This window comes from Thalassiella azotivora (assembly GCF_054781695.1).
The window spans coordinates 262,273-278,226 of record NZ_BAAGTX010000001.1 but is presented as its reverse complement, the minus strand read 5'-3'; the positions used below and the strand labels follow the sequence as shown (position 1 = coordinate 278,226).

Sequence of the window (15,954 nt, the reverse complement as noted above, 5' to 3'; positions counted from 1 at the left end):
GACCCGCAAGGAGACCGCACCGTGAAGACCATCGAGGACCTCGGCGACCTGCGTGGGCGCCGCGTGCTCGTCCGCAGCGACCTCAACGTCCCCCTGGACGGCAACCGGATCACCGACGACGGACGGATCCGCGCGTCGCTGCCCACCGTGCAGCACCTGGTGGACGCCGGCGCGCGCGTCGTCGTGACCGCCCACCTGGGCCGGCCCAAGGGCAGCCCCGACGAGCGCTACACCCTGGCGCCGGTCGCCGAGCGGCTCGGCGAGCTGCTCGGCCGCCCCGTCGCGTTCGCCGCCGACACCGTCGGCGCCGACGCCCGCCGCGTCGTCGAGGGGCTGGCCGACGGGGACGTGGCGTTGCTGGAGAACGTGCGGTTCAACGTCGGGGAGACGAGCAAGGACGACGCCGAGCGCGGCGCCTTCGCCGACGAGCTCGCCGCCCTCGCCGACGCCTTCGTGTCCGACGGCTTCGGCGCGGTGCACCGCAGGCACGCGTCGGTCTACGACGTCGCCCAGCGCCTGCCGCACGCCGCCGGGGGCCTGGTGCAGGCCGAGGTCGAGGTGCTGCACCGGCTGACCGCCGAGCCGCAGCGGCCGTACGCCGTGGTCCTGGGTGGCTCGAAGGTCTCCGACAAGCTCGGTGTCATCGACGCGCTGCTCGGTGTCGCCGACCGGATCCTGGTCGGCGGCGGCATGGTCTTCACCTTCCTCAAGGCGCAGGGCCACGAGGTCGGCAGCAGCCTGCTCGAGGAGGACCAGCTCGACACGGTCCGCGGGTACCTGCGCACGGCAGAGGAGCGGGGGGTGAGCATCGTGCTGCCCACCGACGTGGTGGCGGCCACGGCCTTCGCCGCGGACGCCGAGCACGACGTCGTCGCCGTCGACTCCATCCCCGCGGACCGGATGGGGCTGGACATCGGCCCGCGGTCCGCGCAGGCCTTCGCCGAGCAGCTGGCCGACGCCCGCACCGTCTTCTGGAACGGTCCGATGGGCGTGTTCGAGATGGAGCCGTACAGCCACGGCACGCGCGCCGTCGCGCAGGCCCTCGTGGACAGCGACGCCTTCACGGTCGTCGGGGGCGGCGACTCCGCGGCAGCGGTGCGCACGCTCGGCTTCGACGAGTCGTCGTTCGGCCACATCTCCACCGGCGGCGGTGCCAGCCTCGAGTACCTCGAGGGCAAGGCGCTGCCCGGTCTGACCGTCCTGGAGGACTGAACCATGGCCAAGGCACCCACCCGCACGCCGCTGATGGCCGGCAACTGGAAGATGAACGCCGACCACCAGCAGGCCATCACGATCGTCCAGAAGCTGGCGTGGACGCTCAAGGACGCCAAGCACGACCCGGCCGCCGTCGAGGTGGCCGTCCTGCCGCCGTTCACCGACCTGCGCTCGGTGCAGACCCTCGTCGACGGCGACCGGCTGGACCTGCGCTACGGCGCCCAGGACGTCTCGGCCCACGACGAGGGCGCCTACACCGGCGAGGTCGCCGCCCGGATGCTCGCGCGGCTGGGGTGCACCTACGTCGTCGTCGGCCACAGCGAGCGCCGGCAGTACCACCACGAGGACGACGCGCTCGTCAACGCCAAGACCCGCAAGGCGCTGGAGCACCAGCTCGTGCCGATCGTGTGCGTGGGTGAGGGCCTCGACGTGCGCAAGGAGGGCCGGCACGTCGAGCACACCCTGGCCCAGCTGGACGGCGCCCTGGACGGCCTGGGCGCCGAGCAGGTGGCGGGTCTGGTCGTCGCCTACGAGCCCGTGTGGGCGATCGGGACGGGCGAGGTGGCCACGCCCGAGGACGCCCAGGAGGTCTGCGCGGCGGTCCGTCGCCGGGTGGGGGAGCTGTTCGACGAGGGCACGGCCGAGGCCGTGCGCGTCCTGTACGGCGGGTCCGTCAAGCCCGGCAACGTGGCCGCGACGATGGCCCAGCCGGACGTCGACGGCGCCCTGGTCGGCGGGGCGAGCCTCGACCCGGCGGACTTCGCCGCGATCTGCCGCTACCAGGACCACCAGGTGGGCCTGTGACCCTCGCCCGTCGCGTACCCTGGGGCCGACCGACCAGCCCCGGGTGCGCGTCGGGCGCCTGCCGCGCCTGCTCGCACCCACGACCCACACCCCGGTTCGCACCGGGCCGCACGAAGAGGATCCCGTGACCCCACTGCGCATCACGCTGCAGGTGCTGCTCGCGCTCTCGAGCCTGTTCCTGACGCTGCTCATCCTGCTCCACAAGGGCAAGGGCGGCGGCCTGTCGGACATGTTCGGGGGCGGCATGAGCAGCGGCGCCTCGAGCTCCGGGGTCGCGGAGCGCAACCTCAACCGGATCACCATCGCGGTGTCCCTGGTCTGGGTGGCGGTCATCGTGCTCCTCGGGGTCATCGAGCGGTTCATCCCGTCGGAGTGAGCGTCACGCACCGGCTCTCGCGTCCGCCCCGGGTGGAGCGTCAGCGGTCGGTCGCCCATCCGCAGCAGCAGGCACGTCGAGCAGGGGAGTAGTCCGGTGGCAGGTGGTAACGCGATCCGCGGCAGCAGGGTGGGCGCCGGACCGATGGGGGAGGCCGAGCGGGGCGACGCCGCCCCGCGGTTCCGGATCTCCTACTGGTGCGCCAACGGCCACGAGACCCGGCCGAGCTTCGCCGAGGAGCCGGGCCTGCAGGTGCCCGAGACCTGGGACTGCCCGCGCTGCGGGTTCCCCGCCGGGCAGGACCAGGAGAACCCTCCCGCTCCGCCGCGCAACGAGCCGTACAAGACGCACCTGGCCTACGTGAAGGAGCGCCGCAGCGACGCCGACGGCCAGGCGATCCTCACCGAGGCGCTGGAGTCCCTGCGCGCCAAGCGGATCATCCGCTGACCGCTGACCGCTGACCGCTGACCGCTGACCGACGGCGACGGCTCGTCGGTCCACCCGCTCGACGGCCCGCGGCTCAGGGTGAGGCGATCCGGGCGATGCTGGCGGGCAGCCTGCTCGCCGCCGCGCGGTCCAGGAGCCACCGGGTCGCCCGCGTCCCGGTGGCACCCGCGGCGGGGACCTGCACCTCCCCGGCCTGCGTGAGGGCGAGGTGGACGGCGGCGGCCTTGCCCTCACCGGCGGCCACGAGCCACACCTCGCCCGCGTGGCGGATCGCGGGCATCGTCAGGCTGATCCGCGACGGGGGCGGCTTCGGCGCCCCCCGCACCCCGACGACGGTGCGCTCGGTCTCGTAGAGCGCCGGCTGCTCGGGGAACAGCGAGGCGACGTGCGCGTCCTCGCCGACACCGAGCAGCAGCACGTCGAAGCGGGGGAGCGGGGCGTGGTCGGCGAACTGCGCCGCGGCGGCGAGCTCGGCGGCGTACCGCGCGGCGGCGGCGTCGAGGTCCGCGCCGTCCGGACCGTCGGAGGCGGGCATCACGTGCACCCGCTCGGGCGGGACGGGCACGTGGTCGAGCAGGGCCTCGCGCGCCTGGGTCTCGTTGCGTTCCGGGTGCCCCGAGGGCAGGAACCGCTCGTCGCCCCACCAGACGTCGACGGACCGCCAGTCGACCGCGTCGCGGGCGGGGGAGGAGGCCAGGGCCGCGAGGGTCCGGGTCCCGACGGTCCCGCCGGTGAGCACGACGTGGGCGCGGCCCCGGGACGCCTGCGCGTCGACGAGCTGGGTGACGAGCCGGGCGGCCACCGCCTGGCAGAGCAGCTCGGTGTCGGCGTGGACGACGACGGACGTCGGGGTGCTCACGTGCTGGCCTCCTGGTGCTCGCCCTCGGGTTCGGCGCGCTTCATGGCCCGGGACCGGCGCGCCGCCGCGCGGCCGACGCGCCGGGCCCTGTCGGCCGCCTCCTGCGGTGTGGTCGCGCCCTCGGTCGCGGCACGCGACGCCGGGACGGCCCGGTCCCCGGAGAGGCGGGCCAGGCCCTTGGTGAGGACCTCGGCGTACACCTCGTCGGGGTCCAGGCGCCGCAGCTCCTCGGCCAGGCACTCGGGTCGGGCCCGACGCGGCAGGGCGATCCGCCGGTCCGGCTGCCCGGGCTGGGTGAGCAGGGCGACGTTGCCGTCCGGCCGGACCAGCTCCACGGCGCCGCTCGAGCGCTCCAACCGCACCCCGCTGATCCCCGACCCGGCGCGGGAGCGCGCCCTCGTCACCGGGCAGCGCAGGTTCAGGGCGAGCCACGCGGCGAGCAGCTCCGTCGACGGGCTGTCCGAGGCGCCGGTCACCACCGCGCGCGTGACCGTCTCGAACGGCGGCTGGTCGAGGGCCGCCGCGAGCAGCCCCCGCCACAGCGTGAGCCGTGACCAGGCCAGGTCGGTGTCGCCGTCCTGGTAGCTGCGGGCCAGGGCGGTCAGGGCCGTCCGGGGTCGCGTCGCGGCGGCGGAGTCGGTGATGCGTCGCTGGGCCATCGCGCCGATGGGGTGCTCCGCCGGGGCCTTGGGGCCGCGGCCCGGCCACCAGGCCACGACCGGGGCGTCCGGCAGCAGCAGGGGGACCACCACGGAGTCGTCGTGGCGCACGAGCTCGCCGTACAGCCGCAGCACCACGACCTCGCTGGCGCCGGCGTCACCGCCCACGCGGATCTGCGCGTCGAGCCGGGCGGACCCGCGGCGCGGCCCGTGGGCCACCACGATGACCCGGCAGGGGTGCTCGCGGCTGGCGTCGTTCGCCGCCTCGATCGCGTCCTCGGCCTCGGCGTCGTCGGTGACGATGACGAGCGTGAGGACGCGGCCGAGGGCCACGGCACCGCCCTGGTCGCGCAGGTCGACGAGCCGCCGGTTGATCGCTGCGGTGGTCGTCGAGGGCAGGTCGAGGATCACGGGCGCCTCCAGTGCCGGCCGTCGCGGGCGAGCATCTCGTGCGCGGACGGCGGCCCCCAGCTGCCCGCCGCGTACGGTTCGGGCGCCCCGCGGGAGGCCCAGAAGTCGATGACCGGGTCGAGGATCCGCCAGGACAGCTCGACCTCCTCGTGCCGCGGGAACAGGGGCGGCTCGCCGAGGAGGACGTCGAGGATGAGGCGCTCGTAGGCCTCCGGGCTGGACTCGGTGAACGAGTGCCCGTAGCCGAAGTCCATCGTGACGTCCCGCACCTCCATCGCGGTGCCGGGCACCTTCGACCCGAAGCGCAGCGTCACCCCCTCGTCGGGTTGCACCCGGATGACCAGCGCGTTCTGACCGAGCTCCGAGGTCGACGTCGACTCGAACGGCAGGTGCGGTGCGCGCTTGAAGACCACCGCGATCTCGGTCACCCGCCGGCCCAGCCGCTTGCCGGTGCGCAGGTAGAACGGCACGCCGGCCCAGCGGCGGGTGTCGATGTCCAGGCGGACCGCGGCGAAGGTCTCGGTGGTCGAGTCGGCCGGGATGCCGTCCTCCTCGAGGTAGCCGGCGACCCGCTGGCCGCCCTGCCAGCCGGCGGCGTACTGACCGCGGGCGGTCGCCCGGGACAGGTCCCTCGGCAGCCGGACCGCGGACAGCACCTTCTCCTTCTCCGCCCGCAGGTCGCGGGCGTCGAAGGAGACCGGCTCCTCCATCGCCGTGAGGGCGAGCAGCTGCAGCAGGTGGTTCTGGATGACGTCGCGGGCCGCGCCGATGCCGTCGTAGTAACCGGCGCGCCCGCCGATGCCGATGTCCTCGGCCATCGTGATCTGCACGTGGTCGACGTAGTTGGCGTTCCAGATCGGCTCGAACAGCTGGTTGGCGAAGCGGAGCGCCAGCAGGTTCTGGACCGTCTCCTTGCCGAGGTAGTGGTCGATGCGGAAGACCGCGTCCTGCGGGAAGACCCGCTCGACGACCCGGTTGAGCTCCTGGGCGCTGCCCAGGTCGTGCCCGAACGGCTTCTCGATCACGACCCGACGCCACTGACCCGGCTCGGCCGACGACAGGCCTGAGCGGGCCAGCTGCTCGCAGACGACGGGGAAGAACCGCGGCGGCACCGACAGGTAGAACGCGGTGTTGCCCCCCGCGCCGCGCTGCTCGTCGAGCTCGCGCACGGTCCGCGCCAGCGTGTCGAACGCCTCGTCGTCGGTGAACTCCCCGGGCACGAACCGAAGGCCCTCGGCGAGCTGCTGCCAGACCGACTCCCGGAACGGGGTGCGGGCGTTCGCCTTGACCGCCTCGTAGACGATCTTGCCGAAGTCCTCCTCCTCCCAGTCGCGCCGGGCGAAGCCGACGAGGGAGAAGCCGGGGGGCAGCAGGCCGCGGTTGGCGAGGTCGTACACGGCGGGCACGAGCTTCTTGCGGGCCAGGTCACCCGTCACCCCGAACAGCACCAGCCCGCACGGGCCGGCGATGCGGGAGAGCCTGCGGTCGCGCGGGTCGCGCAGCGGGTTGCGTCCCGCCGCCACCCGGGCGGGGCTCACCGGCGGCGCCCGAGGAGGGACAGCAGCCGCTCGACGCCGGAGACCCGGTCCGTCAGGTGCAGGCGCAGCACGGGCCGACCGTGGTCGGCGAGGACCTGCGCGTCCCCGGCGGCCTGGGCGGCGACGAGGCGGCCGAAGGTGTAGGGGCGCCCGGGGACGTCGACGTCCCGCTCCGCCGCGGCCGTGACCTGCAGGTAGACCCCCGTCGCCGGGCCTCCCTTGTGGTACTGGCCGGTGGAGTGCAGGAACCGCGGGCCCCAGCCGAACGTGACCGGCCGGCCGGTCCGCTGGGCGAGCGGGTCCCGCACGCCGGCGAGCGCCGCGTCCCCCTCACGGTCCAGGTAGGCCATGACGGCCAGGTACCCGCGGTCGGCGTCGAGCCGGGACAGCAGCGCGGTCACCGCCCCCCCGAGGTCGTCGACACCGTCGAGCAGGCCGTCCGTGCCGCGCACCTCCACGGGGCCGTCGACGAGGGCCGGGTCGTCGACGGCGGGCGGCGCGTCCAGCAGGCCACGGGCCGCGGCCTTGGCGCTCTCCACGTCGGGCTGGTCGAACGGGTTGATGCCGAGCAGCCGGCCGGCCACGGCGGTCGCGGTCTCCCACAGCTGCATCTGCCCGCCCAGGGGGCCGGCGACGACGACCTCCTCGGCGCGGGGCTCGGCGGCGCGGCCACCGGGCACCAGCCGGACCACGAGGGCGTCGGCCGGCGGGTCGACGACCTCCGGCGCGTCCGGCCCGGCGACCACGACGGGCAGCAGCCCGGTGCCCTCCTTGCCCGTGGACTCGGCGACGAGCTGCTCGGCCCAGTCGCCGAAGCCCTCCAGGCCGGACCCGTCCTCGAGCAGCACGACCTTGTCGCGCAGCGGGTCGGTGCCGGCCAGCGCCGCGGCCAGCACGAGCGCGGGGTTGTCCTCGTCGTCGGTCGCCACCGCGTCCGCCGTGGCCTCCGCCTCGTCGAGCAGGCGACCGAGGTCCACGCCGGCCAGACCGGCCGGCACCAGCCCGAACGCCGACATCGCCGAGTACCGGCCGCCGACCTCGGGGTCGGCGGTGAACACCCGGCGGGCACCGGCCGCCGTGGCGTCCTCGTGCAACGGTGAACCGGGGTCGGTCACCACCACGAGACGGCGCGCCGGGTCGATCCCGGCCGCGCGGAGGGCCTCCTCGAGCGCGCGGCGTTGGCTGTCGGTCTCGACCGTCGAGCCGGACTTGCTGGAGACCACCACGACGGTCCGCTCCAGGTCGCCGTCGAGCGCCCTGGCCACCTGGTCGGGGTCGGTGCCGTCGAGGACCAGCAGCGGCACACCCGCGGTGCCGGTCAGCACCTCCGGCGCGAGGGAGGACCCGCCCATCCCGCACAGGACGACGCGGTCGACGCCCTCGGCGCGCAGCTCGTCGCGCAGGCCCTCCACGGCCGCGACCAGCGGTCGCGAGGTGCGCGGCAGGTCGACCCAGCCGAGGCGGCGGGACGCCTCCTCGACGGCCTGCCGTCCCCACAGCTCCGCGTCCCGGCCGGCCAACCGGCGGGCGACGTGGTCGGCCAGCAGGTCGGGCAGGTGCCGGGCGACCGCGTCCGCAGCGACCTGGCCGCAGCCGACCACGGGCACGCCGTCGGTGGCCGGCCCGGCGGCGGGGGCGTCGTGCTGCCCCGGGGTACCGGTCACCGGTCCTCCTCGGCGGGTGCCAGGCGCTCCAGCTCGGATGCCACGGTGGCTCCCAGCTCCTCCCAGGACGCCTCGAACTTCTGCACGCCCTCGCGCTCGAGCTGGTCGGTGACCTCCTGGTAGGGCACGCCCAGCCGCTCGAGCTGGTCCAGGACCGCCTCGGCCTCCGCCTCGGTGCCGCTGACCGTGTCGCCAGTGACCTCGCCGTGGTCGGCGGTCTTCTCCAGCGTCGCGTGCGGCATCGTGTTGACCACGCCCGGGGCGACGAGCCCGGTCACGTACATGGTGTCGGGGTAGTCGGGGTTCTTGACCCCCGTGGAGGCCCACAGCGGCCGCTGCGGGTGCGCCCCGGCGTCGCGCAGCACCGTCCAGCGCGGGGTCGCGAAGACCTCCTGGTAGGCGTGGTACGCCAGGCGGGCGTTGGCCAGCCCCGCCTTGCCGCGCAGCTCGAGGGCCTCGGGGGTGCCGATCTGCTCGAGCCGGCCGTCGACCTCGCTGTCCACCCGCGAGACGAAGAACGAGGCGACGGACTCGATCGGGGCCAGGTCCCGGCCCGCCTCGCGGGCCTGCTCCAGGCCGGTGAGGAACGCCTGCATGACGGCGCGGTACCGGTCCAGGCTGAAGATCAGGGTCACGTTGACGCTGATCCCCTCCGACAGGACCGTGCTGATCGCGGGCAGGCCCTCGACGGTCGCGGGGATCTTGATGAACAGGTTCGGCCGGTCGACCGCCGCCCAGAGCCGGCGGGCGGCGTCGACGGTCGCCTGCGTGTCGTGCGCCAGCCGCGGGTCCACCTCGAGCGAGACCCGCCCGTCGACGCCGTCGGTGGCGTCGTACACCGCCCGCAGGGCGTCGCAGCCCCGGCGCACGTCCTCGGTGGTCAGCTCGAACACGGCGGTGTCGACGTCCACCCCGCGCCGGGCGAGGTCCCGGACCTGGTCGGTGTACCGCTCGCCCTTCGCCAGCGCGCTGGCGAAGATCGTCGGGTTGGTCGTGACGCCGACGACGTGGTGGTCGCGCACCAGCGTGTCGAGCTCGCCGGTCTCGATCAGCTCGCGGGAGAGGTCGTCGAGCCAGATGGAGACCCCCGCGGCGCTCAGGTCGGCCAGGGGGCTGCTGCTCGGTCCGGGCGTCGGGGCGGTGCGGCTGTCGCTCACGGTGTGCTCCTTCGGGTGGACGTGCGTACGTGGTCGGTCGGCAGCGGTCCGGTGACCGGGCGCACCCGGTCACCGGGTCCGCTCAGGGACGGTCGCCGGTTCCGCCCTCGTGCGGCGCCGACCCGGCGCCGCCGGGGGTGTCGCCGCCGCGCGCGGCGCGCACCGACTCGTGCGCCGCCGCCACCACGGCCTGCGGCGTGATGCCGAACTCGCGGTACAGCGTCTGGTAGTCCGCGGACGCCCCGTAGTGCTCCAGCGACACGGTCCGCCCCGCGTCGCCGACCAGGTCGCGCCACCCCATGGCCACGGCCGCCTCGACGGACACCCGGGCGCGCACCGAGCGCGGCAGCACGCTCTCGCGGTAGGCGTCGTCCTGCTCGTCGAACCACTCGCGGCACGGCACCGAGACGACCCGCGCGCGCACCCCCTCGGCGGCGAGGGCCTCCCGCGCGGCCAGCGTGATCTGCACCTCCGAGCCGGTACCCAGCAGGATGACGTCGGGCTCGCCGCCCTCGGCCTCCGCCAGCACGTACGCGCCACGGGCCACGCCGTCCGCCGCGGCGAGCGTCGCGCCGCTCGCCGGCCCGTCCCCGCGCTCGAAGGTCGGCACGCCCTGGCGGGTGAGGCAGATCCCGGCGGGCCGGTCGGTGTGCTCCAGCACGGTGCGCCACGCCCACGCCGTCTCGTTGGCGTCGGCCGGCCGGACGACGTCCAGCCCCGGGATCGCGCGCAGCGCCGCCAGGTGCTCCACCGGCTGGTGGGTCGGGCCGTCCTCGCCGAGGCCGATCGAGTCGTGCGTCCACACGAACACCGACGGCAGCTTCATCAGCGCGGCCAGCCGCACGGCGGGGCGCATGTAGTCGCTGAACACCAGGAACGTGCCGCCGTACGGGCGCGTGCCGCCGTGCGCGGCGATGCCGTTGAGGATCGCGCCCATGGCGTGCTCGCGGATCCCGAAGTGCAGGGTCCGCCCGTAGGGGTTGCCGGGGAAGGCCTTGGTGGCGTGCTCCTCCGGGACGAAGGACGGCTCACCGGCCATCGTGGTGTTGTTGCTCTCCGCCAGGTCCGCGGAGCCGCCCCACAGCTCGGGCAGCACCGGCGCCAGGGCACCGAGGACCTTGCCGGACGCCGCGCGCGTCGCCAGGTCCTTGCCCGGCTCGAACACCGGCAGCGCGTCGGTCCAGCCCTCCGGCAGCCGGCGCTCGCGCATCCGCGCCAGCAGCTGGGCCCGCTCCGGGTTCGCCTCCTCCCACGCGGAGAAGGCCTCGTCCCACCGCGAGCGCAGCTCGCGACCGCGGTCGACGACCTCCCGCGCCCGGGCCAGCGCGTCCTCGGGCACCTCGAAGGTCCGGTCGGGGTCGAAGCCCAGCTCGCGCTTGAGGTTGGCGACCTCCTCCTCGCCGAGCGCCGAGCCGTGGATCTTGCCGGTGTTCTTCTTGGTCGGAGCGGGCCACCCGATCACCGTCCGCAGCGCGATGAACGACGGGCGCGAGGTCTCGGCGCGCGCCGCCTCCAGCGCCGCGGCCAGCGCGTCGACGTCCTCGTCGTACCCGCCGCCGCTGGTGGTCCAGTCGACCCGCTGCGTGTGCCACCCGTACGCCTCGTACCGGGCGACGACGTCCTCGCTCAGGGCGATCGCGGTGTCGTCCTCGATCGAGATGTCGTTGTCGTCGTAGAGCACGACGAGGTTGCCCAGCTTCTGGTGGCCGGCGAGGGAGCTCGCCTCGGAGGTGATGCCCTCCTCGATGTCGCCGTCGGAGGCCATCACCCAGATGGTGTGGTCGAACGGGCTCTGGCCGGCCGGGGCGTCCGGGTCCAGCAGACCGCGCTCGCGGCGGGCGGCCATCGCCATGCCCACGGCGTTGGCCAGACCCTGGCCGAGCGGCCCGGTGGTGATCTCGACCCCGTCGGTGTGCCGGTACTCCGGGTGGCCGGGCGTCCTGGAGTCCCACGTCCGCAGCGACTTGAGGTCGTCGAGCGACAGGTCGTAGCCGGACAGGTAGAGCTGGATGTACAGGGTCAGGCTCGTGTGCCCGCAGGACAGGACGAACCGGTCCCGCCCGATCCAGTGCGGGTCGCTGGGGTCGTGGCGCAGGAAGCGCTGGAAGAGCAGGTAGGCGGCCGGCGCCAGGCTCATCGCCGTGCCCGGGTGACCGTTGCCGACCTTCTGGACGGCGTCGGCGGCCAGTACCCGGACCGTGTCGACGGCCCGTCGGTCGGTCTGCGTCCAGGTCGTGTCGTCGGCGTCCACCGAACCCCTCTCCGTGGCCGCAGGCCCGCACGTCGCGGCGCGAGGCGGGGGCGGCCGGTCGTCGTCGTGGGCGACGGGCGGTGCCCGTTCGCCGTTCCCGTCGAGCCTAGCGGTGCGTCTGCGGTGCGGCAGCGCGGCGGCGGGGCGGGGCGCTGCCCGGGGCGCGGGGCCCGGCCGGACGGCCGCCGCGTAGCATGGGTGCCGTCTGCGCCGCCGTCAGCCGGTGCCGGGAGGACCGGTCCGTCGACGCCGGTCCCCCCGACGAAGGAACGCGTGAGAGACCTGTGAGCCCCCTGGACGGTACGGCGACCCCGACCACGCAGTCGGGGCCCGCGGGCGCCGGGACCGCCGGAGGGGCCCCGCGGCGGCGCTCGCGGGTCGCGGCGTTCGTCGCGCTCACCAAGCCGCGGGTCATCGAGCTCCTGCTCGTCACCACCGTGCCGACGATGGTGCTGGCCGAGGGGGGCTGGCCCTCGCCGTGGCTCGTGCTCGCCACGCTGCTGGGCGGGACGATGGCGGCCGCGAGCGCCAACACGCTCAACTGCTACATCGACCGCGACATCGACGTGGTCATGCACCGCACGAAGCGGCGCCCGCTGGTGACCGGGGAGGTGACCCCGCGCGAGGCGCTCGTCTTCGGGGTGCTCCTCGGCGTGGCCGCGACGGCCTGGCTCGCGCTGGTCGTGAACGTCCTGTCCTCGGTGCTGGCCCTGGCCGCGATCCTGTTCTACGTCTTCGTGTACACGCTGGGGCTCAAGCGCCGGACACCGCAGAACATCGTGTGGGGCGGGGCCGCCGGGTGCATGCCGGTGCTCATCGGCTGGTCGGCGGTGACGGGGTCGCTGTCGTGGTCGGCGCTGGTGCTGTTCGGCGTCATCTTCCTGTGGACCCCGCCGCACTACTGGCCGCTGTCCATGCGATACGCCGACGACTACTCGGCGGTCGGCGTGCCGATGCTCGGTGCGGTGGAGCGGCCCGCCCGGGTGGCGAAGCAGATCGTCGCCTACTCGTGGGCGATGGTGGCGTGCTCGCTGGCCCTGGTGCCCGTGCACCCGACCGGGCCGGTCTACGCCGCGGCCGCTGTGCTGCTCGGCGGCTGGTTCCTGGTCGAGGTGCACCTGCTGGACCGTCGGGCCCGTCGGCAGGAGCCGGACGTGCGGGCCATGCGCGTGTTCCACCTGTCCATCACGTACCTGACGCTGCTGTTCGTCGCCATCGCCGTGGACCCGTTCGTCCGGTTCTAGCGGGCGGCTACCGGGCCGGCCTCGGCCCCGAGGTCGCGACGTCGGGTTCGAGCACGGTCGTCGGCGCGGAACGGTGCGGCCTCTCGCGCAGCGCGACCAGCAACCCCGTGACGGCCACGGTCAGCAGCGCGGCGCCGAGCATGTGCGCGAGGACGAGGGCCTCGGGCAGGCCGGTGGCGTACTGGACGTAGCCGACGAGCCCCTGCAGCAGCGTCACGACGAGGACCCAGCGGGCCCGGCGACGGGCGACGGCCGGCGCTCCGACGAGCGGCAGCGCCACGAGGAGGCCGACCAGCAGGCCGACGAACAGCAGCACCGCGTCGGCGTGCAGCCAACTCACCGTGCGCGGGTCCAGGGCGAACCGGGCCGGTTCGTCGGCGTCCCCGGAGTGGGGGCCCGACCCGGTCACGACCGTCCCCAGCACCAGGACGACGGCCGCCACGGCGGCGAGCGCCCACGCGAGGCGGCGCACGGCGGCGGGGACGACCGGCAGCGCCGGGCCGTCGCCCTCGCGCACGCGCAGCACGAGCAGCACCGAGACGGCGACGAGCAGCATCGAGACCAGGAAGTGGGTGGCGACCGTGACCGGGTGCAGGCTGGTCAGGACGGTGATCCCGCCGATCACCGCCTGCGCGGCCACCAGCAGCAGCGGGGCCGCCGCCAGCAGGCGCAGCCGGGGGCGGCGCAGCCGCCAGACGGCGACCAGGGCCAGCAGCGCCGTCAACCCCACCACGCCGGTGAGGGTGCGGTTGCCGAACTCGATCCACTTGTGGAGGCCCTCGGCCTGCTCGACCACGGGGGTGTAGGAGCCGGGGACGCACTCGGGCCACGTCGGGCAGCCCAGGCCCGAGCCCGTCAGCCGGACCAGGCCGCCGGTGACGACGATGCCGATCTGCGCGACGACGTTGGCGACGAGCAGCCGGTGGGTCCACCGGCCGGCGGGACGCGGCCCCGGGCCCCCGTCGGTGCCGGCCCCGGCCGGGTTGCGCGCCGGAGGCGCGGTCGTGCTCAGGTCGGAGGTGCTCACGTCAGCAGCGTAGGCGTCGGCGCCGGCCGTCAGGTGCCGAGGGTGCCGCGCAGCAGGCTGTCCCCGGAGTGGGTGGGGTCGCCGTCCAGCGGCTCGAACGACACGTCGACGACGGGGAAGGCGTCCAGGTCGAGGTCGTCGGGCAGCGGGAAGCGCCCGCTGTCGCCGCGCAGCACCCCCAGCTGCACCATCCCCGACACGTCGGGCGCGAGCAGCCAGACCTCGTAGAAGCCGTCCGCCCCGGTGGGCAGGGCGTCGGCCCGCACGACGAGGTAGCGCTCGCCGGCGTCGTCGACGACCTCGGCGGCGCCCGGGCCGGCGGAGGTCTGGAGCGCCTCGAGGTCGGCGGCGGCGACGGTGGCCGGAGCGTCGGGTACCGGGTCGCCCTCCTGGGAGCCGGTGACCAGGGACAGCCCGCCGGCGCCGGCGACGGCGCCGACCGCGGCCGCCGCGGCCAGCGCCCAGGAGGGCCAGCGACCGGACCGCGTCCTCGTCGTCGGGGCGTCCTCGCGGGGTGCCTCGCGCTGGCGCGGGGCCAGCGTCACGACGGCCGCGTCGCCCGAGCCGCCGGTGTCGCCCGAGCTGCCGGTGTCCTGTGAGCTGCCGGTGCCGGCCGTGCCGTCGGGGGCGCCTGCGTCGGCGCCGCCCCCGTCGTCGGCACGGGGGGAGGCGCTGACGCCGGTGGCCGCGGCGATGCCCGCCCAGACGGACGGAGGAGGGGTGACGGGGGCGAGGGGAGCCGGTCCGCGGCGACCGACGCCCACGACGGTCCGCAGGGACGAGAGCTCCTCGGAGCACTGCGCGCAGCCACGCAGGTGCTCGCGGTCGACGTCGACGTCCTCGCCGAGCGCGAGGAGGGCCAGCGCCTCGGGGTCACAGTGCGGCACGGTCCACCTCCATGCTCTCCAGGCTGACGCGCAGTCGCGCCAGCGTGCGTCTGATGTGGCTCTTCACGGTCCCCAGCGGCAGGTCGAGCCGCTGGGCGATCTGCTGGTGGGTCAGGTCCTCGTAGAACGCCAGCTCGACGATCCGGCGCTGCGGCTGGCCGACGGCCGCGAGCTCCTGGTCGAGGAGCAGCCGGGCGGCCACGTCGTCCTCCGCCGGTGGGGTGGACGCCGGCCGGTCCGGTGTCCCGGCGCTGCTGGTCAGGACCACGGTGGGGTCCGTGGGGACCTCGTGGGTGCGCGGCCGCCGCGCCAGGGCGTCGGCGACCTTGTGCCGCGTGATGCCCACGAGCCAGCCCGCGAGCACCCCGCTGTCCGGCCGGAAGCGCTCCCGGGAGCGCCACGCGGCGATGAACACCTGCTGGGTGACGTCCTCGGCCTCCACCGGACCGACGGCCCGCACGGCCAGGCCGTGCACGAGGGACCCCCAGCGCTCGTAGGCCGTGGCGAGCGCGGTCTCGTCGCCGTCGCGGAAGCGGCGACCGACGTCCGCGTCGTCCGCGCTGTCCTGGGACACGCTGACGAGGTCGGGTCCGGGCACGTGGCCCACCGTAGAGCGTGGCGACGGTCCGCGGGACACCGGGCGAGCCGGCGGTCCGCTCGGCGGTGCGACGGCGGCGGCCGCCGGCAGCAGCACCTGGCTCACCCGCCCGCGACCGGGTCCGCTACCACGACCACGTTGTCGCGGTAGCTGCGCAGCTCCGGCTGGAACGGCCCGCCGCAGGTGATGATCGTCAGGACGGGCGCCCCGTCGCGGCGGAAGAGGTCGTCGGTCGGCAGGGCGGTCTTCTGGAAGACCTCCCGGCCACTCACCCGGTAGGTGACCTCCCGGCCGGAGCCGGTGGTCACTACCACCTCGTCGCCGGGCTCCAGGTCGCGGAGCCGGAACAGCGCACCGGGTCCCCCCGCGCGGGTGTCGACGTGCCCCGCCACGACCGCGGAGCCCTGCGGGCCGCCCGGCGTGGGGCCGTAGCGGTACCAGCCGAGCCGGTCGCCGTCCGTGGGGATCGTCATCGACCCGTCGTCCTGGACGCCGACCGGGTCGACGGGCGCGGTCACCCCCAGGCTCGGGATGCGGACGGTCACCGGGGCGTCGACCGCGCCGCCGCCGGCCTGCACCGAGGCGTCGCGGGTGCCGATCGACAGATCGGCGAGCGGTCCGCCCCCGCCCCGGGTCCCCGAGGGGCGCGGGGACGGGGCGGGGGCGGCCGTGGTCGCCGGTGACGAGGGAGGAGAGGTCACCGGTCGACCCGCCCGGTCGTCGCGCGCGACCGACCAGCCCACGATCGCGACGACCGCGACGACGAGGAGGGCCGAGACACCCGCGAGGGCGTTGCGCCGGTTCGGGGTCGCCACGT

15 protein-coding genes are annotated in these 15,954 nt (G+C 75.3%); 5 read left to right on the top strand and 10 right to left on the bottom strand.

Going from position 1 to position 15,954, the window contains the following annotated elements:
- Positions 1-21 precede the first annotated feature (21 nt).
- The 4 genes from ACYVQV_RS01280 (at position 22) to ACYVQV_RS01265 (ending at position 2,842) form a co-directional block, all read left to right on the top strand.
- On the top strand, positions 22-1,212 hold the full coding sequence (locus ACYVQV_RS01280; protein ID WP_461021439.1) for a phosphoglycerate kinase: 1,191 nt from the start codon (positions 22-24) through the stop codon (positions 1,210-1,212).
- A 3-nt stretch (positions 1,213-1,215) separates the two neighbouring features.
- On the top strand, positions 1,216-2,019 hold the full coding sequence (gene tpiA / locus ACYVQV_RS01275; protein ID WP_461021438.1) for a triose-phosphate isomerase: 804 nt from the start codon (positions 1,216-1,218) through the stop codon (positions 2,017-2,019).
- Between the two features lie 124 nt (positions 2,020-2,143).
- On the top strand, positions 2,144-2,395 hold the full coding sequence (gene secG / locus ACYVQV_RS01270) for a preprotein translocase subunit SecG (RefSeq protein ID WP_461021437.1): 252 nt from the start codon (positions 2,144-2,146) through the stop codon (positions 2,393-2,395).
- 96 nt (positions 2,396-2,491) lie between these two features.
- Positions 2,492-2,842, top strand: coding sequence for an RNA polymerase-binding protein RbpA (locus ACYVQV_RS01265; RefSeq protein ID WP_461021436.1), 351 nt, complete (start codon positions 2,492-2,494; stop codon positions 2,840-2,842).
- 73 nt (positions 2,843-2,915) lie between these two features.
- On the opposite strand, the gene pgl is transcribed toward ACYVQV_RS01265, so the two are convergent.
- The 6 genes from pgl to tkt all read right to left on the bottom strand — a co-directional run bounded on the left by pgl (position 2,916) and on the right by tkt (position 11,381).
- Positions 2,916-3,701, bottom strand: a complete 786-nt coding sequence (pgl, locus tag ACYVQV_RS01260) for a 6-phosphogluconolactonase (protein WP_461021435.1) — start codon at positions 3,699-3,701, stop codon at positions 2,916-2,918.
- Entirely contained in the window at positions 3,698-4,771 is a 1,074-nt protein-coding gene (gene opcA, locus ACYVQV_RS01255; protein WP_461021434.1) for a glucose-6-phosphate dehydrogenase assembly protein OpcA, read from the bottom strand. Before opcA ends, pgl begins: the two co-directional genes overlap by 4 nt.
- Positions 4,768-6,309: a glucose-6-phosphate dehydrogenase gene (gene zwf, locus ACYVQV_RS01250; RefSeq protein ID WP_461021433.1), complete on the bottom strand. Its 1,542-nt coding sequence runs from the start codon at positions 6,307-6,309 to the stop codon at positions 4,768-4,770. Before zwf ends, opcA begins: the two co-directional genes overlap by 4 nt.
- Positions 6,306-7,916, bottom strand: coding sequence for a glucose-6-phosphate isomerase (locus ACYVQV_RS01245; protein WP_461021505.1), 1,611 nt, complete (start codon positions 7,914-7,916; stop codon positions 6,306-6,308). Before ACYVQV_RS01245 ends, zwf begins: the two co-directional genes overlap by 4 nt.
- 53 nt (positions 7,917-7,969) lie before the next feature.
- A complete protein-coding gene (gene tal / locus ACYVQV_RS01240) occupies positions 7,970-9,130 on the bottom strand; it encodes a transaldolase (RefSeq protein ID WP_461021432.1) in 1,161 nt (386 codons plus the stop codon).
- A gap of 82 nt (positions 9,131-9,212) precedes the next feature.
- Positions 9,213-11,381: a transketolase gene (tkt, locus tag ACYVQV_RS01235; protein WP_461021431.1), complete on the bottom strand. Its 2,169-nt coding sequence runs from the start codon at positions 11,379-11,381 to the stop codon at positions 9,213-9,215.
- Positions 11,382-11,665: 284 nt separating this feature from the next.
- On the opposite strand from tkt, the gene ACYVQV_RS01230 reads away from it, so the two are divergent.
- The gene (locus tag ACYVQV_RS01230) at positions 11,666-12,625 is read left to right on the top strand and encodes a heme o synthase (protein WP_461021430.1); all 960 of its coding nucleotides are present in this window, start codon (positions 11,666-11,668) and stop codon (positions 12,623-12,625) included.
- 7 nt (positions 12,626-12,632) lie between these two features.
- Here ACYVQV_RS01230 and ACYVQV_RS01225 read toward each other — a convergent pair whose 3' ends face one another.
- The 4 genes from ACYVQV_RS01225 to ACYVQV_RS01210 all read right to left on the bottom strand — a co-directional run bounded on the left by ACYVQV_RS01225 (position 12,633) and on the right by ACYVQV_RS01210 (position 15,952).
- Entirely contained in the window at positions 12,633-13,544 is a 912-nt protein-coding gene (locus ACYVQV_RS01225; protein WP_461021504.1) for a COX15/CtaA family protein, read from the bottom strand.
- Between the two features lie 137 nt (positions 13,545-13,681).
- Positions 13,682-14,539 (bottom strand): anti-sigma factor, encoded by an 858-nt coding sequence (locus ACYVQV_RS01220; protein WP_461021429.1) that lies wholly within the window; start codon positions 14,537-14,539, stop codon positions 13,682-13,684.
- Entirely contained in the window at positions 14,526-15,137 is a 612-nt protein-coding gene (locus tag ACYVQV_RS01215) for an RNA polymerase sigma factor (RefSeq protein ID WP_461021428.1), read from the bottom strand. The genes ACYVQV_RS01220 and ACYVQV_RS01215 overlap by 14 nt, the downstream gene beginning before the upstream one ends.
- 101 nt (positions 15,138-15,238) lie before the next feature.
- Positions 15,239-15,952, bottom strand: coding sequence for a class F sortase (locus ACYVQV_RS01210; protein WP_461021427.1), 714 nt, complete (start codon positions 15,950-15,952; stop codon positions 15,239-15,241).
- Positions 15,953-15,954 lie beyond the last annotated feature (2 nt).

What these genes read in the sequence shown, in the direction of transcription:
- tpiA (WP_461021438.1), top strand. Translation starts at nt 1,216, where the DNA reads ATGGCCAAGGCACCCACCCGCACGCCGCTGATGGCCGGCAACTGGAAG.